This is a genomic window from Nonomuraea harbinensis, from assembly GCF_019396385.1.
Lineage (GTDB): Bacteria > Actinomycetota > Actinomycetes > Streptosporangiales > Streptosporangiaceae > Nonomuraea > Nonomuraea ferruginea.
Genome location: NZ_JAHKRN010000050.1, coordinates 44372 through 65121 on the forward strand (window position 1 = coordinate 44372; position 20750 = coordinate 65121).

Below are 20750 nucleotides of genomic sequence, written 5' to 3' on the forward strand. Positions count from 1 at the left end.
GGCTCATGCAGGTCAAACCGGGCACATCCTGGCAGGACGCGTACGACAGGTGCTGCGAGGCGGCGCCGGAGGCGTTCCACCACGACAGGGTGCTCAACCACTGGGGCGGGTTCTGGCAGCGGGACGGGCGGCCCGCGCCGGTGTTCTCGCCGGTGGACGGCACCGCCATCGCCGGGCCGCCCCGGCTCGACCGGGCCGGCGCCGCGCGCGCCGTGGCGGGCGCGGTGGAGGAGCACCGGCGGTGGCGGCACGTCCCGCTGGAGGAGCGCAAGGCGCGGGTGTCGGCGGCCGTGGAGTCCATGGCCGCGCACCGCGACCTGCTCGCGCTGCTGCTGGTGTGGGAGATCGGCAAGCCGTGGAAGACGGCCCGCGCCGACGTCGACCGCTGCCTCGACGGGGTGCGCTGGTACGTGGAGGAGATCGACCGGATGGCGGCGGGGCGCGCCCCGCTGCCCGGCCCCGTCAGCAACATCGCGAGCTGGAACTACCCGATGAGCGTGCTCATGCACGCCATGCTCGTGCAGGCGCTGGCCGGCAATGCGGTCATCGCCAAGACGCCGACCGACGGCGGGCTGTGCTGCCTCACCCTGGCGTGCGCGCTCGCGGTCCGGGAAGGGCTGCCGTTCACGCTGGTCAGCGGGAGCGGGGCGGAGTTGTCACCGGTGCTGGTGGCGGGCAGGTCGCTGGGCTGCGTGTCGTTCGTGGGCGGCAGGGACGCCGGCGGGCACGTCGCGGGCTCGCTGTCCGACCTGGACCGGCGGCACGTGCTGGAGCAGGAGGGGCTCAACTGCTGGGGCGTGTGGGAGTACTCCGGCTGGGAGCTGCTCAGCCGGCAGATCCGGGCCTCCTTCGACTACGGGAAGCAGCGGTGCACCGCCTACCCGCGGTTCGTGGTGCAGCGGTCGCTGTTCCACGAGTTCCTCGGGGCCTACCTGGAGGCGGTGGGGTCGCTGCGGTTCGGGCATCCGCTCGCCGTCGCCCATCCCGGCGATCCGCTGCCGGAGCTGGACTTCGGGCCGCTGATCAACGCCTCGAAGGCCAAGGAGCTGGCCGACCAGGTGGACGAGGCGGTGGCGCGGGGTGCGGTGCCGCTGCACCGGGCGTCCGTGGAGTCCGGAAATTTCCTGCCCGGTCAGGATATTTCGGCTTACTTTGCGCCGGTGGCCCTGCTCGACCCGCCCCGCTCGTCCCCGCTCCACCACGCCGAGCCGTTCGGCCCCGTCGACAGCTTCGTGCTCGTCGACACCGAGGCGGAGCTGCTGGCCGCGATGAACGCCAGCAACGGCGCGCTGGTCGCCACGCTCTCCTGCGACGAGGAGGACACGTACCGCAGGCTCGCCCCGGACGTGCGGGCGTTCAAGGTCGGCCACAACCGGCCACGCTCGCGGGGCGACCGCGAGGAGCTGTTCGGCGGGCTCGGCGCCTCCTGGCGTGGCGCGTTCGTCGGCGGCGAGCTGCTCGTCAGGGCCGCCACCCAGGGCCCCGACGGCGAGCGCCTGCCGGGCAACTTCCCCGGCTACACGCTGATCCCCTAGAGGAGCCCGAACCGGGTCGCCACCAGCAGCACCAGGAACGTCAGCATCGCCACCCGCAACAGCTTGCCGCCCACCCCGAGCGACGGCCACGACAGATAGGCCAGCCAGCCGACGAACACCACGACCGGCAGCACGGCCAGCCCGCCCAGCCAGCTCTGCACCGCGAACCCGGCCAGCAGCAGCACCACCATCACGGCGGGCGTCACCCAGCGCGGCACCTGCGTGAACAGGAACGCCATCGGCGCCGCGCTGCGCCGCTCCACGGCCTTGCGCATCCCCGTCGCCCCGGGCGTGAAGAACTGCTCGCCCGGCGGCAGCGGCCGCTTGGGCCTGCCCTGGTGATCCTCGCGGGGCTGCGCCATCGGATGTCTGAGGCGGTCGTCGTCAGTGGCCACGGCCCGAGCCTAGCGCCGCCCGAATCGCCCCGGCATCCATGGATCGTCTGACATGCTGGGGACGTGCTCGCCGTGATCCGTTACACCGTTCCAGAGGCCCAGTCGCAAGGCTTCGCCAAGCAGGCCGAGGTCATCCTCGACACGCTCGCCGCCCAGCCCGGCTACCTGCGCGGCAGGCTCGCCAGATCGGTCGACGAGCCCAACCTGTGGGCCCTGGTCACCGAGTGGGAGGGCGCCGGGTTCTACCGCCGGGCGCTGTCCACCGCCCGGATGGAGATGTACCCGCTCATGATCCTCATGGTGAACGAACCGTCCGCCTTCGAGGACGTTCTCGTCCAAGACGGGGCGTAGCGATAGTCGGGCGCGGAGCCGCTCGCCCTTCCCCTAAGCTGGGATCTCACACATTCATTTCCTCGCCGACCTCCAGCCGGAAAGAGATCCGATCAACATGGCACGACGCACCGACGTCATGGACACCATCGTCAGCCTCGCCAAGCGCCGCGGGCTCGTATACCCGTCGAGCGAGATCTACGGCGGACTGCGCGCGTCCTGGGACTACGGCCCGCTGGGCGTCGAGCTGAAGAACAACGTCAAACGGCAGTGGTGGCTGTCGACGGTCCAGTCGCGCGACGACGTGGTGGGCCTCGACTCCAGCGTCGTCCTGGCCCGCGAGGTGTGGCAGGCCAGCGGCCACGTCGAGACCTTCACCGACCCGCTCACCGAGTGCCAGTCCTGCCACAAGCGCTACCGCGCCGACCACCTGCTCGAGGCGTACGAAGAGAAGAACGGCAAGGCCCCCGAGCGCGGCCTGGCCGACGTCACCTGCCCCAACTGCGGCAACAAGGGCGCCTTCACCGAGCCCCGCCAGTTCAGCGGCCTGCTCAAGACCTACCTCGGCCCGGTCGAGGACGAGTCCGGCCTGGCCTACCTCCGGCCGGAGACCGCGCAGGGCATCTTCATCAACTACCTCAACGTGCAGCAGTCGGCGCGCAAGAAGATCCCGTTCGGCATCGGCCAGATCGGCAAGTCGTTCCGCAACGAGATCACGCCGGGCAACTTCATCTTCCGCACCCGCGAGTTCGAGCAGATGGAGCTGGAGTTCTTCGTCAAGCCCGGCTCTGACGAGGAGTGGCACCAATACTGGATCGACGAGCGCTTCCGGTGGTACTCCGATCTCGGCATCGCCAAGGACAACCTGCGCCTCTACGAGCACCCGCAGGAGAAGCTCTCCCACTACGCCAAGCGCACCGTCGACATCGAGTACCGCTTCAACTTCGCCGGCGGCGAGTGGGGTGAGCTGGAGGGCATCGCCAACCGCACCGACTTCGACCTGACCGCCCACTCCAAGGCGTCCGGCACCGACCTGAGCTTCTTCGAGCAGGAGACCGGCGAGCGCTACGTGCCCTACGTGATCGAGCCGTCGGCCGGCGTCGACCGGGCCACGCTCACCTTCCTCATCGACGCCTACACCGAGGACGAGGCGCCCAACGCCAAGGGCGTCATGGAGAAGCGCACGGTCATGCGGCTCGACCACCGGCTCGCCCCGGTCAAGGCCGCGGTGCTGCCGCTGTCGCGCAACGCCGACCTGTCGCCCAAGGCCCGCGACCTGGCCGCGGCGCTGCGCAGGCGGTGGAACGTCGAGTTCGACGACGCGGGCGCGATCGGCCGCCGCTACCGCCGCCAGGACGAGATCGGCACTCCGTTCTGCATCACGGTCGACTTCGACACGCTCGAGGACAACGCCGTGACCATCCGCGAGCGCGACTCCATGGGCCAGGAGCGCATCTCCATCGACCAGGTGGAGAGCTACCTGCGCCAGCACCTCAACGACTGACGCGCGCCGCGTCGCGGGGGGCCTCTCTACGGAGGGGCCCCCTTCTGTTGTGTGCCGCGCCGCTCACTCCAGACCCCGTGCACCGAAAAATCATGTAAAAGCCAGTGTTACGCCCCTTTTCGCGTGCCCTTGATGGAGTGGCCCCCATAGCTGAAAGACAGGGGGATCCATGGCACGCACAACACTTCTCGCGCTCGTCCTGGCCGCCGGTGCGCTCCTCGCGACCGGCGGCGCCGCCATGGCCGAGCCGGAGCCTTCGGCGCTGGAACTGCGGGTCGTCGTCGACGACTGCCCCGAGGCCAGGCCATGACCGAAGCCGCGCTGCTCGAACGGGCGCTGTTCGAGGTCAAGAGGGTGATCGTGGGGCAGGACCACATGGTGGAGCGGCTGCTCGTCGCGGTCCTGGCCCGCGGGCACTGCCTGCTCGAAGGGGTGCCCGGCATCGCCAAGACGCTGGCCGCCGAGACCACCGCCACGGTCGTCGGCGGCACGTTCTCGCGCATCCAGTTCACGCCCGACCTGGTGCCGTCCGACATCGTCGGCACCCGGATCTACCGGCCGTCGACCGAGACCTTCGACATCGAGCTCGGCCCGGTGATGGTCAACCTGCTGCTCGCCGACGAGATCAACCGGGCGCCCGCCAAGGTGCAGTCGGCGCTGCTGGAGATCATGGCTGAGCGTCAGGTCAGCATCGGCGGGCGCACCTACGAGGTGCCCAGGCCGTTCCTGGTGCTGGCCACCCAGAACCCCATCGAGTCGGAAGGCGTCTACCACCTGCCGGAGGCGCAGCGCGATCGGTTCCTGCTCAAGGTGGACGTCGGCTATCCCAGCGAGTCGGAGGAACTGGCGATCGCCTACCGGATGAGCGTGGACCCGCCGCGACCACAGCCGGTCCTCACCCCCGACCAGGTGGTGGCGCTGCAACGGCGCGCCGACGAGGTGTTCGTGCACCACGCCGTCGCCGAGTACGCCGTCCGCCTCGTCCACGCCACCCGCGAGCCCGAGCGTTACGGGCTGCCCGACCTGCGCGGGCTGCTCGCCTTCGGCGCCAGCCCGCGCGCCACCCTCGGTCTGCTCGCCTCCGGCCGGGCGCTGGCGCTCATGCGGGGTCGCGAGTACGTGCTGCCGGAGGACGTGCGAGACCTGGCGCACGACGTGATGGCGCACCGGCTGGTGCTGTCGTTCGACGCGCTGGCCGACGACGTCCCGCCGCGGGCCGTCGTGGACCGGGTGCTCGCGGCGGTGCCGCTGCCGGTCGTCGCCCCGCAGCAGGAGTCAGCGGCATGAGCTCCTACCTGACGGCCGAGCCCGCGCTGCGCAGGCTGGAGCTGACCATCACCAGGCGGCTGGACGGGCTGCTGCAGGGCGAGCATCTCGGACTGTTCCCCGGGCCGGGCAGCGAACCCGCGGAGGCTCGCCCGTACCAGGCCGGAGACGACGTGCGGCGGATGGACTGGAACGTCACCGCGCGCACGAACGAACCCCATGTGCGCGAGCTCGTCGCCGACCGCGAGCTGGAGATTTGGGCGCTGCTCGACGCCAGCGCCAGTATGGACTTCGGCACGGCGTCGATGGAGAAGCGGGAGCTGGCGCTGGCCGCCCTCGCCGCGGTCGGCTTCCTCACCCAGCGCACCGGCAACCGCATGGGCGCGCACCTGCTGCACGGAGGCGGTGTCCGGGTGCTGCCGGCCAGGACAGGGCGGCCGCACCTGATGGCGCTGCTCCGAGCCGTGTTCTCGCTGCCGCGCACCCCGCCCGGCACCCCTGGGTCGCTCCTGGGCGCCGCCGCCGATCAGCTCTGCCGGACTGTCAGGCGGCGCGGCCTCGTGGTCGTGGTGTCGGACTTCCTGGACGCGCCGCGGACGTGGGAGGGGCCGCTGCGACGGCTCACCGCCCGGCACCAGGTGCTGGCGGTCGAGGTCCTGGACCCGCGGGAGCTGTCGCTCCCCGACGTGGGCGTCCTGACGCTCGTCGACCCGGAGACGGGGCGGCGGCGCGAGGTCTCCACGGCCGGCGCCCGCCTCCGCCTGCGCTACGCCGAAGCGGCCGCCGGCCAGCGGGCCGCCATCGAAGCCGGCCTGCGCCGCGCGGGGGTCGCCCACCTGCGCCTGCGCACGGACGGCGACTGGGTACGCGACCTGGTGCGCCACGTCCTGAAACACCGCCGCCTCGCCCACCGCTCCGCCACCGCGGGACCTTCCCCCGCACCCCTTTCAACCACCACGACGGCAGGCCGCCCTTCCGGAAACGGCCCCTCACCCGAGCCCGCTGGATCCGGAGAGGGCCGGAGACGGGGACTTGCCCGGCTCGCCGCCTTCCGCCGCGCCCTCGCCCGCTCCGACGCCCCGTCTGAGGAAGACCGTCCGCTCGGTCAGGGGCGGCCGGCTGGGAGGGGGCAGGTCGTCGGTGAGGGGCCTCCGCCGGGAGGGGGTGAGGTCGCATGACGCTGCTCTCGCCGATGTGGCTGCTGTTGCTGGTGCCCGTCGCGTTGCTCGCGGCAGGGTACGTGGTCGCGCAGAGGCGGCGCACCGAGTACGCGGTGCGGTTCACGAATCTCGATCTGCTGGACAAGGTCGCCCCGCGCGGGCCGGGGTGGCGCAAACACGTGCCGGCGGCGTTGTCGCTCGCCATGTTCGTGCTGCTGGTGGCCGGGTTCGCCAGGCCGACGGCCGAGGTGACGGTGCCGAGGGAACGGGCCACGATCATGGTGGCGTTCGACGTGTCCGCCTCGATGGCGGCCACCGACGTCAGCCCCGACCGGTTCAGCGCGGCCAGGCAGGCGGCCACCCAGTTCGTGGAGCACCTGCCGCCCCGGTTCAACCTGGGCCTGGTGGCGTTCTCCGAGAACGCTTCGGTCGTCGTGCCGCCGACCACCGACCGCCCGGCCGTGCTCGGCGCGCTCGACCGGCTGACCACCACCGCGGGCACCGCCATCGGCGAGGCCGTCTACTCCTCGCTGGACGCCATCGAGGCGCTCGACACCGAGGAGCAGGCCCCGCCCGCGCACATCGTGCTGCTCTCCGACGGCGAGAACACGACCGGCCGGACCGTCGAGGAGTCGGCGCGCGAGGCGGCGGCCCGAGGCGTGCCCGTCACCACGATCGCCTATGGCACGCAGGAGGGCGTCATCGAACTCCAGGGAAGACAGTTGCCCGTGCCGGTGGACGGCCCCGCGCTGCAACGGCTCGCGGAGACGGCCGGTGGCGGCTTCTACGAGGCGGCCAGCGGCGATGAGCTCCAGGCCGTGTACGAGGACATCGGCACCTCGGTCGGTTATCGGACCGAACGGCAGGAGATCTGGCAGTGGTTCGTCGCGGCGGGGCTGATCGCGGCGCTGCTGGCGGCGGCCACCTCGATGCTCTGGTTCGCGAGGCTGCCGTGAACGGGCTCGGCAGGCCCAGCGGCCCCGCCTTCACGCAGGTGCCCCTGGCCGTCCCGCCGCCCTCCCGCCCCGTGGAACCCGCGCGCCGGGGCGGTCGTCTCCTGGTGACCGCCGTGCTCGTCGCGGCGGTCACCGGTACCGCGGCCGGACTGGCGGGGGCGGCCGCCTTCCGATACGGGGAACCCGCCACCGCACTGCCCCGGGCGGCGCCGGCCGCCTCGGGCGGCGCGACCGGGCTGAGCGCGACGGCCGCGATGGTCCTGCCGAGCGTGGTGTCCGTCGAGGCGGGCCGGGCAGGCGGGTCCGGCTTCGTGGTGGACGGGAGCGGCCATGTCCTCACCAACGCGCACGTGGTGCGGGGCGCGTCCGACGTGACGGTGGTGCTCAGCGACGGCCGCAGGCTGGGCGCGCGGGTGCTCGGCTCCGACGACGACGAGGACCTGGCCGTGCTGGAGGTGGCGGGCGCGGGTTCCGCCCGCCTGCCGCCGGCCACGCTGGGCCGGTCGGCGGACCTGTCGGTGGGGGAGCAGGTGCTCGCCATCGGCTCGCCGCTCGGCCTGTCGGGGACGGTCACCGCCGGCATCGTCAGCGCCACCGATCGGGAGGTGCGGCTGGGCGGCGCGTCCCGTACCGCGGTGCAGACCGACGCCTCCATCAACCCGGGCAACTCCGGCGGCCCGCTGGTCAACGCCCGTGGCGAGGTCGTGGGGGTGAACACCGCGATCGCGGCCGGGCGGGGCGGCGGCAACATCGGCATCGGGTTCGCCATCCCCATCGACCGGGCCGCGCCCATCGCGGACCGCCTCATCCGAAACTAGGGTCCGAAGTATGCGATTGCTGGTCGTCGAGGACGAGGAAGACCTGGTGGAGGCGTTACGCGTGGGCCTGGTCCGGGCCGGATACGCGGTCGACGTGGCCGCCGACGCCCTCACCGCGCACGAGAAGCTCCAGGTCAACTCCTACGACCTGGTGCTGCTCGACCTCAACCTGCCCGGCGGCGACGGTTTCCAGCTGTGCCGGGCGGTCAGGGCGACGGGCGACGGCGTGCGCATCATCATGGTCACCGCGCGGGACCGGCTGGACGACCGCGTGCGCGGACTCGACGAGGGCGCCGACGACTACCTGGTCAAGCCGTTCGCCTTTCCCGAACTGCTGGCGAGGGTCAGAGCCCTGCTGCGCAGGGACACCGGCGGCACCTCCGTCCTCGAGGTGGGAACGCTGCGGATCGATACCGCGAGGATGGAGGTGTCGCTGGACGGGCGGGCGCTGGCGCTCACCCCCAAGGAGTACGGCGTCCTGCACTACCTGATGACCAGGCCGGGCTACGTGGTCTCCAGCGAGGAACTGCTGGAGCACGTCTGGGACGAGCACGCCGACCCGTTCACCAACACCGTCCGGGTGACCGTCGGCAACCTGCGCCGTAAGCTCCAGGCCGACGGCCTGATCGAGACCGTCATCAGCCGGGGGTACCGGCTCAGGGAGCCCGCATGATCCACACCATCCGGTTCCGGCTCACCGTGCTCTACTCGGGGCTGCTCTTCCTGCTCGCGGCGCTGGTGCTGGGCGGCATCTACTACGCGGTCTCCCGTACGACCGAGCAGCGCTCGTACGCGACCGAGATCGCGAAGACGTACCGGGACGGCGAGTACGTCGGCAAGCAGGAAGTGGTGTTCATCGAAGAGGTGGAGAACGCGATCAACGTCGGGACGCTCGCCACCCTGCGCGACTACTCGCTGTACACGCTGGGCGGGCTGTTCGCGGCGAGCCTGGGCATCGGCTGGCTGCTGTCGGGCCGGGTGCTGCGGCCGGTCCGGTCGATCACCCGTACCACCGAGGAGATCCAGGCGACGGACCTGTCACGGCGGATCACCCTGCGCGGCCCGAGCGACGAGTTGAAGGACCTGGCCGACACCATCGACACCATGCTCGACAGGCTGGAGGAGGCGTTCCGGGCGCAACGGCAGCTCATCGACGACGCCTCCCACGAGCTGCGCAGCCCACTGACGATCATCAGAGCGAACGTGGACGCGGTGCTGCTGTCGCCGGAGGCGAGCGAGGAGGAGCGCGGCCGGGCCGTCGCCGTCGTGGACCGGGCCACCACCCGGATGACCCGCCTGGTCGAGGACCTGCTGGCCAGCGCCCGCAGGCAGGGCACCGCGTTCGCCGACACCGACCTTGACCTGTCGCGGGTGGCCGTCGAGGCCTGCGAGGAGTACGCGGCGCTGGCCACCGCGCGCGGCCTCACCATCACCAGGCGGCTGACGCCCGGCCTGGAGACGACCGGCGACCAGGACGCGCTCCGGCGGGCGGTGGCCAACCTGCTGTCCAACGCGGTGCGGCTGTCCCCGCCGGGCGGGCGGGTGCGGGTGGCCGCCGGCCGGTGGGGGGCGACGGACATGATCTCCGGCGGAGTGTCCCGCCTGCGGCCGCTGCACCGCGCGGCGGGCTGGGCGGCCGCGAGGTCCGGCCACCAGAAGGCCGGTCACCGGGAGGCCGCCGTGGACGAAGCCGGCGGCTGGCTGTGGGTGGCCGTGCGCGACGACGGCCCGGGGCTGGCGGCGGAGGACCAGGCGCGGGTGTTCGACCGGTTCTGGCGCGGTGAGGCCAGCCGCCGCGACCGGCACACCGGGCTGGGGCTGGCGATCGTCCGGCAGATCGTGGAGTCGCACGGCGGCAGGGTGGCGGTGCACTCGCGGATCGGGGAAGGGGCCACGTTCGTGCTGTGGCTACCGGCCCGCGGCGGCGCCTCCGGCCCGGCGCCCGACCACAACCCGTTCCCCTGACGGTCCGGCCTGCTGCCGCGGTCCGACGCGTACGCCGGCCCCTCTGACGGCTTGTATAGCAGTGATCCGAATGTGCACCCCGATGCCGGACATACTCAAGAATTGGTTTGAACCATTGGTATAAACCACTTCCCGAAGTGGTCGGAATAATCAATGGATTAGACCTCTGGAGGGCGTCTGAGCTGGGGAAACGTTGACTTAACCGAAGAGTGCAGTTTCATCATCAATTCCGCCGGTAGAGTCCGAGTAGAAGCGTTGATTGGAGCTGTGGTGGCCAAGTACGTTTACGACTTCACCGAGGGCAACAGGAATCTCAAAGATCTCCTGGGCGGAAAGGGCGCCAACCTCGCCGAGATGACCAATCTCGGGCTGCCCGTTCCTCCGGGGTTCACGATCACTACTGAGGCGTGCCGCCACTACCTGGCAGAGGGCGCCCTGCCCGAAGGGCTCGACCGGGAGGTCGAGGAGCACCTGCGGGCGCTCGAGGAGAGCATGGGCAAGCGGCTCGGCCAGGCCGACGACCCGTTGCTCGTCAGCGTGCGCTCAGGTGCCAAGTTCTCGATGCCGGGCATGATGGAGACGGTGCTCAACATCGGGCTCAACGACGAGTCCGTGCACGGCCTGGCGAAGCAGGCGGGCGGCAACGACCGCTTCGCCTGGGACTCCTACCGCAGGCTCATCCAGATGTTCGGCAAGACCGTGCTCGGCATCGACGGCGACCTGTTCGAGGACGCCCTCGACGCTCTGAAGGACGGCCGCCAGGACACCGACCTCGACGCCGGTGAGCTCCAGCGCCTGGTCGAGTCGTACAAGGGCATCGTCCGCGACCAGACCGGCGACGACTTCCCCGCCGACGCGCGCGAGCAGATGCGGATGGCCGTCATGGCCGTCTTCGACTCCTGGAACGCGCCGCGCGCGATCCTCTACCGCCGCCAGGAGCGCATCCCCGCCGACCTCGGCACCGCCGTCAACATCTGCTCCATGGTCTTCGGCAACTGCGGCGGCGACTCCGGCACCGGCGTCGCCTTCACCCGCGACCCCGGCAGCGGCCGCCAGGGCATCTACGGCGACTACCTGCAGAACGCGCAGGGCGAGGACGTCGTCGCCGGCATCCGCAACACGATCCCGCTGCAGGAGCTGGAGCGGCTCGACAAGCGCTCCTACGACGAACTGCTGTCGATCATGGAAACGCTGGAGAACCACTACCGCGACCTGTGCGACATCGAGTTCACCATCGAGCGCGGCAAGCTCTGGATGCTGCAGACCCGCGTCGGCAAGCGCACCGCCGGCGCCGCCTTCCGCATCGCCACCCAGCTCGTCGACCAGGGCCTCATCACCATGGACGAGGCCGTCACCCGGGTCACCGGCGACCAGCTCGCCCGCCTCATGTTCCCCCGCTTCGACGCCGGCGCGGACAAGCGGCGCATCGCCAAGGGCATGAACGCCTCGCCGGGCGCGGCCGTCGGCAAGGCCGTCTTCTCCTCCGAGCGGGCCGCCGAGCTGGCCGCCCGGGGCGAGGACGTCATCCTGGTGCGCCGCGAGACCAACCCGGACGACCTGTCCGGCATGATCGCCGCCCGCGGCATCCTGACCAGCCGCGGCGGCAAGACCTCGCACGCCGCCGTGGTCGCCCGCGGCATGGGCAAGACCTGCGTGTGCGGCGCCGAGGAACTGGACGTCGACACGGCCGGCCGCACGTTCTCCGCCCCCGGCGGCGTGGTCGTCAACGAGGGCGACGTGATCTCCATCGACGGCACCAGCGGCGAGATCTTCCTCGGCGAGGTGCCGGTCGTCGCCTCCGCCGTGGTCGAGTACTTCGAAGGCGCCGAGCCCGAGGACGACCTGGTCAAGGCCGTCGACCGCATCATGCGGCACGCCGACGGGGCGCGCCGCCTGGGCGTGCGGGCCAACGCCGACAACCCCGAGGACGCCGCCAGGGCGGTCCGCTTCGGCGCCGAGGGCATCGGGCTGTGCCGCACCGAGCACATGTTCCTCGGCGACCGCCGCCAGCTCGTCGAGGACCTGGTGCTCGCCGCCGGAGCCGAGGACCGGCAGGCCGCGCTGGACGCGCTCGAACCCCTCCAGAAGTCCGACTTCGTGGGGATCTTCCAGGCGATGGGTGACCGGCCGGTGACCATCCGGCTCATCGACCCGCCGCTGCACGAGTTCCTGCCCGACATCGTCGGGTTGTCCGTCAAGGTCGCCACCGGCGAGGCCACGGACAAGGACCGCGCCCTGCTGGCCGCGGTCAAGAGACTGCACGAGCAGAACCCGATGCTCGGCCTGCGCGGCGTACGGCTCGGCCTGGTCATCCCCGGCCTGTTCGCCATGCAGGTACGCGCCATCGCCCAGGCCGCCAAGGAGGTCCCCGGCGCCCGCCCGGAGATCATGATCCCGCTCATCGCCGCCGTGCAGGAGCTGGAGTGCGTCCGCGAGGAGGCCGCCGCCATCCTCGCGGAAGCGGGGGTCGACGCGCTGATCGGCACCATGGTCGAGACGCCGCGGGCCGCCCTGACCGCCGGGCAGGTCGCCGAGGCCGCCGAGTTCTTCTCGTTCGGCACCAACGACCTCACCCAGATGGCGTGGGGCTTCTCCCGCGACGACGTCGAGGCCTCGTTCTTCTCCCGCTACCTGGAGCTGGGCATCTTCGGCGTCTCCCCGTTCGAGACCCTCGACCGCGAGGGTGTCGGCCGGCTGGTCGCGATCGCCACCGAGGAAGGCCGTGCCACCAGGCCCGACCTCAAGATCGGCATCTGCGGCGAGCACGGCGGCGACCCGGACTCCGTCCACTTCTGCCACGACACCGGGCTCGACTACGTCTCCTGCTCACCCTTCCGCATCCCGGTCGCCCGCCTCGAAGCCGGCCGCGCCGCCCTCAGCGACACCGACTCCGACACCCGCTGACCAACCTCCCCCCGGAACTCCACCCACCGGAACTCCCCGTCCGAGAAAGTCCTCGTACGGGGAGCTCCCGGGCCGGGTCCCGTCCGGGGAGGTCTCGTACGAGGAGAGGCCCCCGTACGGGGAGTTTCCGGCGGACGATGGTCCCCTAGGGAGAGTTTCGGGGACGCGCCCTATCTGGGGGGAGATCCCGTACGAGGAGAGGTCTCGTACGGAGAGTTTCGGGGACGGTCCCGTCCCGGGGACGGTCCCGTACGGAGGGTCTCGGGGACGCGTCCTACCTCGGGGAATGTCCCGTACGGGGAAGGTCCCGTACGGAGACTTCCCGGGATGGTCTCGTGCGGAGATGGTCCCGCGCGGAGAGTTTCGGGAACGGGTCCTGCCTGGGGAGGGTCTCGCATGGGGGTTCGGGGACGGTCTCGTCCGGGGGATGGTCCCGTATGGAAGGTTTCGGGGACGCGTCCTACCCGGGGAGGGTCTCGTACGAGGAGAGGTCCCGTACGGGGAGTTTCGGGGACGCGTCCTGTCGGGGGGAGGTCTCGTACGGGCGAGGGTCGTACGAGGGAAGGTCCCGTACAGAGAGTCTTGAGGATGGGGCTCGTACGGGGGAGGTCAGGGGGACGGGATGGGGGTTGGTTCGGCGTTGGCTGGGATGTAGTCGTGGCGTACGCCGAGGTCGCCGAGCCAGGTCCGGAGGCCGCCGATGGCCGTGGGGTCGGCGGACACCTGGGCCGCGTAGCCGGAGAGGGCCACCTCCTCGCCGTCGTCGTACAGCAGTCGCGCCGGCCCCGACCAGGACAGCGCCCAGCGGGCCTGGCCGTGCTGGATCAGCAGGCCCTCCAGGGCGGCGCCCAGCACGCGCGCGAGCAGTCCCTCCTCGGGGGCCCACCCCAGCTCGCGCAGAGCCGCCTCCAGCTCCGCCTGACGCCCTCTGGCGATGGCCTCGAAGGCCGCGTCCAGGTACGGCCTGGACGCCCCGACCACCCGGGCCCCCGCCACCGCCAGGTCGCGCAGCGCCTCGGCGTTGCGTCCCTCGTACATGCCCTGTGAGACCAGCTCGTCCCAGGACACCGGACGCAGCGCGGCCGCCGCCTGCGGCGTCCACAGGGACCCCTCCACGGCGTTGGCGGCCACGTCGGCGTCGTGCAGCAGCATCAGCGCCGAGCGCGGGTCGGGCACGTGCTCGGGCTCCGGCAGCCGCTCCACCGCCGCCAGCCGCTCGGCCAGGCTCGGATGCGAGTCGTACGGGGACGTCTCCTCGGGCCGCGCGGCCAGCTCGGTCAGCTGGGCCCGCCGGGACTCGTCGTTCAGCAGCGACTGGAAGCCGCCGAACACGGCCGCGGGCCGGCAGCCGCCCGCCCCCGCCATCGACAGGTACGTGGCCGTGTAGAGCTCCCAGGCCGCCGCCGTGTAGTGGATCTTGCGCAGCGCGTCGGCCATCGCCTGCCGTCCGCCGATGGCCACCGCGAGCTCGTCGGCCTCCAGCTCCTGCCTGCGCGACACGGCCTGCGACACCCGCATGTAGAGCTTGGCGTACCAGGTGAACAGCCGCTGCACGAACGGGTGGCGGTCCAGGCCCCGCACGGTCGCGATGAGCGAGACCCGCCCGCGGTAGACGGGCGCGCCGAGCCGGGTGTGCGCGCCGCTGTAGTGGCCCAGCTCGTGCCCGAGCACTGCCCGCATCTCGTCGACCGTGAGCGTCTGCAGCAGCGGCAGCCCGATGTACATGCGCCGCCTGGTGGCCTTCAGCCCGAGGAACCGTGTGTCTTCCGCGACCGCCGCGTTGACGTCCGGCAGCAGCCGGATCTCGTCGGGCGGCGCGGTGCGGACCCGGCGGGCCAGGTCCTCGACGGTCTGCCACAGCACCGGCTCGTGCTCCCTGGTGACCGCCACGCCCGGCTGCTCGCCGCTTTGCCGGCGGCTCACCATGATCAGCGTCCGGACGAGCGCGGCGGCGGCCAGCGTCAGCACCACGGCGAACTTGATCAAGTTGGCGTGGAAGTCGATGATCAGCAGCACGTCGAGCGCGACCGCCGCCAGCACGATCACGCCGACGAGCACGTAGAAGCCGGCGAGCAGGCAGAAGGCGAGGACGGCCCGGAACGCGGTCGTCATGGGTGAGGGCTCCCGGGGACGGGGGGACTCTGGCGTGGCTTCGACCCTAGCGAAAACCGGAAACCGGATAAAATCGCTCCCTTATGGCCGGCTACGACGAACACGACACCGCACGCTGGGTGCCCGAACCACCCGGCAACCCCGAGCGCAGCGCGTTCGAACGAGACCGCGCACGGGTGCTCCACAGCGCCGCGCTGCGCAGGCTCGCCGCCAAGACACAGGTGGTCGGCCCGGCCGAGGCGCTCGGCGCCGGCCAGCACATCCCGCGCACCCGGCTCACCCACTCGCTGGAGTGCGCCCAGGTCGGCCGCGAGATGGGCGCCACCCTCGGCGTCGACCCCGACCTGGTGGAGACCGCCTGCCTCGCCCACGACCTGGGCCACCCGCCGTTCGGCCACAACGGGGAGACGGCGCTCGCCGAGCTGGCCGAGCCCTGCGGCGGCTTCGAGGGCAACGCGCAGAGCCTGCGGCTGCTCACCCGGCTGGAGGCCAAGGTCATCGCCGACGACGGCACCAGCGCCGGGCTCAACCTCACCAGGGCCGCGCTGGACGCCTCCATCAAGTACCCGTGGACCCGCGGCGAGTCGCCCAAGTTCGGCGTCTACGACGACGACCTGCCGGTGTTCCGGTGGATCAGGGACGGCGCGCCCGACGGCCGGGTCAGCTTCGAGGCGCAGATCATGGACTGGGCCGACGACGTCGCCTACTCGGTGCACGACCTGGAGGACGCGCTGCACTCCGGCCACGTCGTCCCGGAGGCGCTGCGCTCGCCCGCCGAGCGCGCGGCCGTCTGCGTGACGACCCGCACCTGGTACGCGCCCGGCGCCGACCTCGCCGAGCTGGAGGAGCTCTTCGCGGAGCTGGTCGCCGCCCCGCCGTGGCCCCGCCGCTTCACGGCCACCCTCTCCGACCTGGCCGGGCTCAAGGCGCTCACCAGCGGGCTCATCGGCCGCTTCTGCCGCGCCGCCCAGACGGCCACCAGGGAGTCGTACGGCCTGCGCCACCGGACCAGCCTCGTCGTGCCGGAGTCGACCCGCCTGGAGTGCGCGCTGCTCAAGGGCATCACCGCCCACTACGTGATGGCCACCGAGGACCACCACGCCAACCAGGCCAGGCAGCGTGAGCTGATCATGGAGCTGGCCTCGCTCATCACCCTCGGCGCGCCGGGCACGCTGGAGCCCGCCTTCAGGCCCGCCTTCGACGAGGCGGCCGGCGACGCGGCCCGCGTGCGGGTGGTCATCGACCAGATCGCCTCGCTGACCGACACCTCCGCCGTCGCCTGGCACCGGCGGCTGTCACGCTGAGCGCGTCACCGCACGGTGCCGACCGACGCCGTCGGCGCGAGCGTGATCGCGAGCTCCGGCGTCGGGGTGGCGCGCTTCTTCTTCCGCGTCGGCGTCGGGGTCGGCTCGGCCGACGCGGGCTCGGCCCGCTTCCCGCCGCACAGCAGCCTGCACGGCGGCGTCTCGCCGAGCTTGCGGCGCAGCGCCAGCGTCTCCTGGCGGGGCGAGAACGTGCGGTTGCCGGACCGCCACGCGTCGAGATAGTCCCACGGCTCGACCATGCCCCTGCGCACCCACCAGAACGCCGGGCCGGTCTTCCAGGAGATCGCGAAGTAGAGGTTGGGGCCGGTGTCGCGGGCGTTGCCCGACGTGCCGACCCGGCCCAGCGTCTGGCCGCCCTTCACCTTCACACCCGGCCGGATGCCCTCGGCCACGCTGTCGAGGTGGGCGCCCAGGTAGCGCACCCCGTCGTCGCCGATGACCGTGACGAACCTGCCCTCGCGGTGGGCGCCCTCGTCGGTGGACGGCAGCCACCGGTTGGCGGTGTTGACCTCGTCGACCACGCCGTCGACCGGCGCCACGAACGCGCATCCCCGCGGCGCCCAGATCGTCGTCTTCGGCAGCACCAGCAGCTTGCTCTGGTAGGTCACCTCGCAGCCCTTGACGGGGAAGGTGTAGGTGTACTTGGACAGCTTCGGCGGCGGCACCCGCACCGGGTCGTCGCCCGCGGGCGGCTCGACGGGGCCCTGCGGGGCCGGTGTCGGGGCCGGCGAGGTCACCGCCGCGGAGCCCGCGCCGGACGTGGTGGCGGCCGACCGCACGCCCGCGATCCCGGCCGGCTGGCTGCAGCCGCTCACCAGCAGCGCGGCGCCGGCCGACGCCGCCAACAGGCCGATCCGCCCCGCTCGCATGATCTCCACCGTATCCGAGGACAACCTTTACCTTTGTAGCCGACAGGGAGCGGTCCCATAACGTCTTTCGGACCAACGGGTGCGACCTGTTCCATCCCGCTGCTTCCTCTCCGTCCCGCAGGTCACATCGCTCTCAGTGGGAGAAGTGTCGGGCGCTCCGCATAGACTCACCGGCGTGGCTGGCCGGATCCGTGACGTCGACATCGCGCTCGTACGCGAGCGTTCCCCCATCGCCGACGTGATCGGCGAGCACATCCAGTTGCGCAACGCCGGAGGCGGCAACCTCAAGGGGTTGTGCCCGTTCCACGATGAGAAGTCGCCTTCCTTCAACGTCACCCCCGAGCGGGGGATGTACTACTGTTTCGGCTGCTCCGAAGGCGGTGATGTGATCACCTTCGTGGAGAAGGTCGAGCATCTGACCTTCGGCGAGGCGGTCGAGCGGCTGGCGCAGCGGGCCGGCATCCAGTTGCAGTACGAACAGGGCGGCTACGTGCCGCGGCGCGACCACGGCGAGCGGGCGCGGCTGATCGAGGCGCACCGGCTGGCCGCGGAGTTCTACGCCGCCAAGCTGTTCGCGCCCGACGCCGGCGCCGGGCGGCGGTTCCTGTCGGAGCGGGGGTTCGAGCGGGCCGACGCCGAGCTGTTCCAGGTCGGTTACGCCCCGGCCGAGTGGGAGGCGCTGACCCGCCACCTGCTGGCGCGCGGGTTCAGCGCCGAGGAGCTGGTCAAGGGCGGGCTGGCCAAGCAGGGGCGGCGCGGGCCGATCGACCGGTTCCGCGGGCGGCTGGTCTGGCCGATCAAGGACTCGACCGGCGACGTGATCGGGTTCGGCGCCCGCAAGCTGCTCGACTCCGACGACGGCCCCAAATACCTCAACACCCCCGACTCCCCGCTCTACAAGAAGAGCCAGGTGCTCTACGGCATCGACCTGGCCAAGCGCGAGATCTCCAAGCGGGCCCAGGCGGTGATCGTCGAGGGCTACACCGACGTGATGGCCTGCCACCTGGCGGGCGTGCCGACGGCGGTGGCGACCTGCGGCACCTCGTTCGGCGAGGAGCACATCAAGATCCTGCGCCGGTTCCTGCTCGACCAGGCCGAGTTCCGGGGCGAGGTGATCTTCACCTTCGACGGCGACGCGGCCGGCCAGAAGGCGGCGCTGCGGGCCTTCGCCGACGAGCAGAAGTTCGTCACGCAGACCTACGTCGCGATCCAGGCCGACGGGCTCGACCCGTGCGACCTGCGGGTCAAGCAGGGCGACGCGGCGGTGCGCGACCTGGTCGCGAGCCGCGAGCCGCTGTTCCAGTTCGCCATCCGCAGCACCATCGACCGCTACGACCTGCGCAGCAACGAAGGCAAGATCGCGGCGCTCGACGCGGCGGCGCCGATCGTGGCCGGCATCAAGGACGCGGGGCTGCGCAAGCGCTACGCCATCGACCTCGACCGGTGGCTCGGGTTCATGGACGAGCGGTTCGTCATGCAGCGCATCGGCGAGGTGGGGCGGGCGCAGGCGGGCCGCCCGCAGCAGGCTCCCCGGCCCGCTCCGGTCGATCCGCACGTACGGGTGGAGGCCGAGCTGCTCAAGCTGGCCGTGCAGCGGCCGGCGCTGCTCGGGCCGCGCTTCGACGCGCTCGACCCGCAGGCGTTCACCGCGCCCGACCACGTGACGCTGCAGCGGCTGATAGCGGCGGCGGGCGGGCTGGCGGCGGCGGGCCACGGCGGCCGCCCGTGGGTCGACCGGCTGCTCGAACACGCCCACGAGGAGGGCGCGGCGGCGCTGGTGACCCGGTTCGCGGTAGAGACCATCCAGGCCGACTCCCACGCCGAGGAGCGCTACGCGGGCGCGATGCTCGCGGCCATCGAGGCCATCGCCGTCGACCGGGCCATCGCCCAGGTGAAGTCCCGCATCCAGCGGCTCAACCCGGTCGACGAGCAGCAGGAATACAACAAGCTCTTCGGCGAGCTGGTGGCCCTGGAGCAGCAGCGCCGGGTCCTCCGCGACCGGGCGGCCGGAAGCTAGCGTCCTTGGCGACCTTTCCCCGGCCGCCGACGGATGGCGGCCGGCTGTGTACGTGCCCGGGGGAATGAGCCGGCGGGTGCGCGTGGATCTCGATGAGAAGCGGGCCGAGATCGTCGAAACGTACGACAGGCCCGCCGGCGGGGACCGTCTGCCACGCGGGCGGCTGATCGGCGCATAGCCGAGTGGTAGACCCGGTAATGCCGCACAAAGCGGCATCCGGGCAGCAAGACCCATGTGTCCGGCGCTTCACCGAGCCGGACACACCAATCCAGACCGCGTAATTGACTTTACTTTCCTGATCAAACTCCGGCTAAACCTTAAAGGGATCTCAATTCGGTAAGGGTGATGGCCTTACCTTCGGTGACAAAAATGGGTCTGCCATTTTATGGAACCAATACTGCAGACTGTCTCCCGTGGGTGCATCGGTGCTGCCAAGTGGACCGCCATCCGTAGATCAGGTGGCGGACCTCGTCGCTAAGGGAAGGGAGCGCGGGAGCGTAACCGTCGATGACGTCGCAGCCGCGCTTGACCGATCCGAGCTTCCCTCCGACGCGCTGGAGCGCGTCGTGCGGATGCTCGCCGAGAACGGTGTGGAGGTCCTCGAGCCCCAGGGCGACGAGGAGACCACCCGCGCCGATGAGGAAGACGTAGGCAAGCGGGCGCCGACCAGTGATCTGGTCCGTATCTACCTGCGGGAGATCGGCCGGGTGCCGCTGCTGACGGCGGAAGAGGAGGTGGAGCTCGCCAAGTCGATCGAAGCCGGCCTGTTCGCGGAGGACAAGCTCGGCAACGGGGTCTCGCGTCTGGCCTTCCCTGAGTTCAGGGAGCTCGTCTGGCAGGGCACCCGGGCCAAGCAGCGCCTCATCGAGGCCAACCTGCGGCTCGTGGTGTCGATCGCGAAGCGGTACGTCGGCCGCGGCATGCTGTTCCTGGACCTGATCCAGGAAGGCAACCTCGGCCTGATCCGGGCCGTGGAGAAGTTCGACTACACCAAGGGCTACAAGTTCTCCACCTACGCCACCTGGTGGATCCGTCAGGCCATCACGCGGGCGATCGCCGACCAGGCGCGGACCATCCGCATCCCCGTGCACATGGTGGAGACGATCAACAAGCTCGTCAGGGTGCAGCGGCAGCTCCACCAGGACCTCGGCCGCGAGCCGATCCCGGAGGAGATCGCCAAGGAGATGGACCTCCCCGTCGACCGGGTCGTGGAGATCCAGCGCATCGCGCAGGAGCCGGTGTCGCTGCAGTCTCCGATCGGCGAGGAGGACTCCGACCTCGGTGACTTCATCGAGGACGCCGACGCGGTCGTGCCCATGGAGGCGGCGGCGTTCATCATGCTGCAGGACCAGCTCGACGACATCCTGGCGACCTTGTCCGACCGCGAGCAGCGCATCATCCAGCTCCGCTTCGGCCTGGCCGACGGCCATCCGCGCACGCTGGAGGAGGTGGGCAGGGAGTTCGGCGTCACCCGGGAGCGCATCCGGCAGATCGAGTCGAAGACCCTGGCCAAGCTCCGCCACCCGACGAGGGCGCAGATGCTGCGCGACTATCTGGACTGAGTGTGGTCACGACGGCGGGCCGGGGGAGCCTC

Annotated in this window: 17 protein-coding genes; 14 read left to right on the top strand and 3 right to left on the bottom strand. The window is 71.3% G+C overall.

Annotated features, from left to right (window positions below):
* Nucleotides 1–5 precede the first annotated feature (5 nt).
* Nucleotides 6–1535, top strand: coding sequence for an aldehyde dehydrogenase family protein (locus KME79_RS35825; protein WP_219549739.1), 1530 nt, complete (start codon nucleotides 6–8; stop codon nucleotides 1533–1535).
* Here KME79_RS35825 and KME79_RS35830 read toward each other — a convergent pair.
* Nucleotides 1532–1930 carry a DUF6703 family protein gene (locus KME79_RS35830; RefSeq protein WP_308249182.1) on the bottom strand — a complete coding sequence of 133 codons (399 nt, stop codon included), beginning with the start codon at nucleotides 1928–1930 and terminating at the stop codon, nucleotides 1532–1534. The genes KME79_RS35825 and KME79_RS35830 overlap by 4 nt on opposite strands.
* Nucleotides 1931–1993: 63 nt before the next feature.
* Here KME79_RS35830 and KME79_RS35835 point away from each other — a divergent pair, with 63 nt between their 5' ends.
* From KME79_RS35835 to ppdK, 10 genes are all read left to right on the top strand, one after another.
* Nucleotides 1994–2281 carry an antibiotic biosynthesis monooxygenase family protein gene (locus KME79_RS35835; protein ID WP_148033355.1) on the top strand — a complete coding sequence of 96 codons (288 nt, stop codon included), beginning with the start codon at nucleotides 1994–1996 and terminating at the stop codon, nucleotides 2279–2281.
* Between the two features lie 97 nt (nucleotides 2282–2378).
* Nucleotides 2379–3764 carry a glycine--tRNA ligase gene (locus tag KME79_RS35840; RefSeq protein WP_187281306.1) on the top strand — a complete coding sequence of 462 codons (1386 nt, stop codon included), beginning with the start codon at nucleotides 2379–2381 and terminating at the stop codon, nucleotides 3762–3764.
* Between the two features lie 169 nt (nucleotides 3765–3933).
* Nucleotides 3934–4074 (top strand): hypothetical protein, encoded by a 141-nt coding sequence (locus KME79_RS35845; protein WP_219549741.1) that lies wholly within the window; start codon nucleotides 3934–3936, stop codon nucleotides 4072–4074.
* Nucleotides 4071–5051: an AAA family ATPase gene (locus KME79_RS35850; protein WP_219549743.1), complete on the top strand. Its 981-nt coding sequence runs from the start codon at nucleotides 4071–4073 to the stop codon at nucleotides 5049–5051. Before KME79_RS35845 ends, KME79_RS35850 begins: the two co-directional genes overlap by 4 nt.
* Nucleotides 5048–6208, top strand: coding sequence for a DUF58 domain-containing protein (locus KME79_RS35855; protein ID WP_219549745.1), 1161 nt, complete (start codon nucleotides 5048–5050; stop codon nucleotides 6206–6208). The genes KME79_RS35850 and KME79_RS35855 overlap by 4 nt, the downstream gene beginning before the upstream one ends.
* Nucleotides 6205–7146: a VWA domain-containing protein gene (locus tag KME79_RS35860; RefSeq protein ID WP_219549747.1), complete on the top strand. Its 942-nt coding sequence runs from the start codon at nucleotides 6205–6207 to the stop codon at nucleotides 7144–7146. The genes KME79_RS35855 and KME79_RS35860 overlap by 4 nt, the downstream gene beginning before the upstream one ends.
* Nucleotides 7143–7964 (top strand): S1C family serine protease, encoded by an 822-nt coding sequence (locus tag KME79_RS35865; RefSeq protein ID WP_219549749.1) that lies wholly within the window; start codon nucleotides 7143–7145, stop codon nucleotides 7962–7964. Before KME79_RS35860 ends, KME79_RS35865 begins: the two co-directional genes overlap by 4 nt.
* 10 nt (nucleotides 7965–7974) lie before the next feature.
* The gene (locus tag KME79_RS35870; protein ID WP_148033350.1) at nucleotides 7975–8637 is read left to right on the top strand and encodes a response regulator transcription factor; all 663 of its coding nucleotides are present in this window, start codon (nucleotides 7975–7977) and stop codon (nucleotides 8635–8637) included.
* Nucleotides 8634–9929 (top strand): sensor histidine kinase, encoded by a 1296-nt coding sequence (locus tag KME79_RS35875; RefSeq protein ID WP_219549751.1) that lies wholly within the window; start codon nucleotides 8634–8636, stop codon nucleotides 9927–9929. The genes KME79_RS35870 and KME79_RS35875 overlap by 4 nt, the downstream gene beginning before the upstream one ends.
* Before the next feature lie 270 nt (nucleotides 9930–10199).
* Nucleotides 10200–12833, top strand: coding sequence for a pyruvate, phosphate dikinase (gene ppdK, locus KME79_RS35880; protein ID WP_219549753.1), 2634 nt, complete (start codon nucleotides 10200–10202; stop codon nucleotides 12831–12833).
* 609 nt (nucleotides 12834–13442) lie between these two features.
* Here ppdK and KME79_RS35885 read toward each other — a convergent pair.
* The gene (locus tag KME79_RS35885) at nucleotides 13443–14945 is read right to left on the bottom strand and encodes a M48 family metallopeptidase (protein WP_219549755.1); all 1503 of its coding nucleotides are present in this window, start codon (nucleotides 14943–14945) and stop codon (nucleotides 13443–13445) included.
* An 83-nt stretch (nucleotides 14946–15028) separates the two neighbouring features.
* On the opposite strand from KME79_RS35885, the gene KME79_RS35890 reads away from it, so the two are divergent.
* Nucleotides 15029–16249 carry a deoxyguanosinetriphosphate triphosphohydrolase gene (locus tag KME79_RS35890; RefSeq protein ID WP_219549757.1) on the top strand — a complete coding sequence of 407 codons (1221 nt, stop codon included), beginning with the start codon at nucleotides 15029–15031 and terminating at the stop codon, nucleotides 16247–16249.
* Nucleotides 16250–16254: 5 nt separating this feature from the next.
* On the opposite strand, the gene KME79_RS35895 is transcribed toward KME79_RS35890, so the two are convergent.
* Nucleotides 16255–17139, bottom strand: coding sequence for a M23 family metallopeptidase (locus KME79_RS35895; protein WP_219549759.1), 885 nt, complete (start codon nucleotides 17137–17139; stop codon nucleotides 16255–16257).
* Nucleotides 17140–17314: 175 nt separating this feature from the next.
* On the opposite strand from KME79_RS35895, the gene dnaG reads away from it, so the two are divergent.
* On the top strand, nucleotides 17315–19156 hold the full coding sequence (dnaG, locus tag KME79_RS35900) for a DNA primase (protein ID WP_219549762.1): 1842 nt from the start codon (nucleotides 17315–17317) through the stop codon (nucleotides 19154–19156).
* 458 nt (nucleotides 19157–19614) lie between these two features.
* Entirely contained in the window at nucleotides 19615–20718 is a 1104-nt protein-coding gene (gene rpoD, locus KME79_RS35905; RefSeq protein ID WP_372452512.1) for an RNA polymerase sigma factor RpoD, read from the top strand.
* Nucleotides 20719–20750 lie beyond the last annotated feature (32 nt).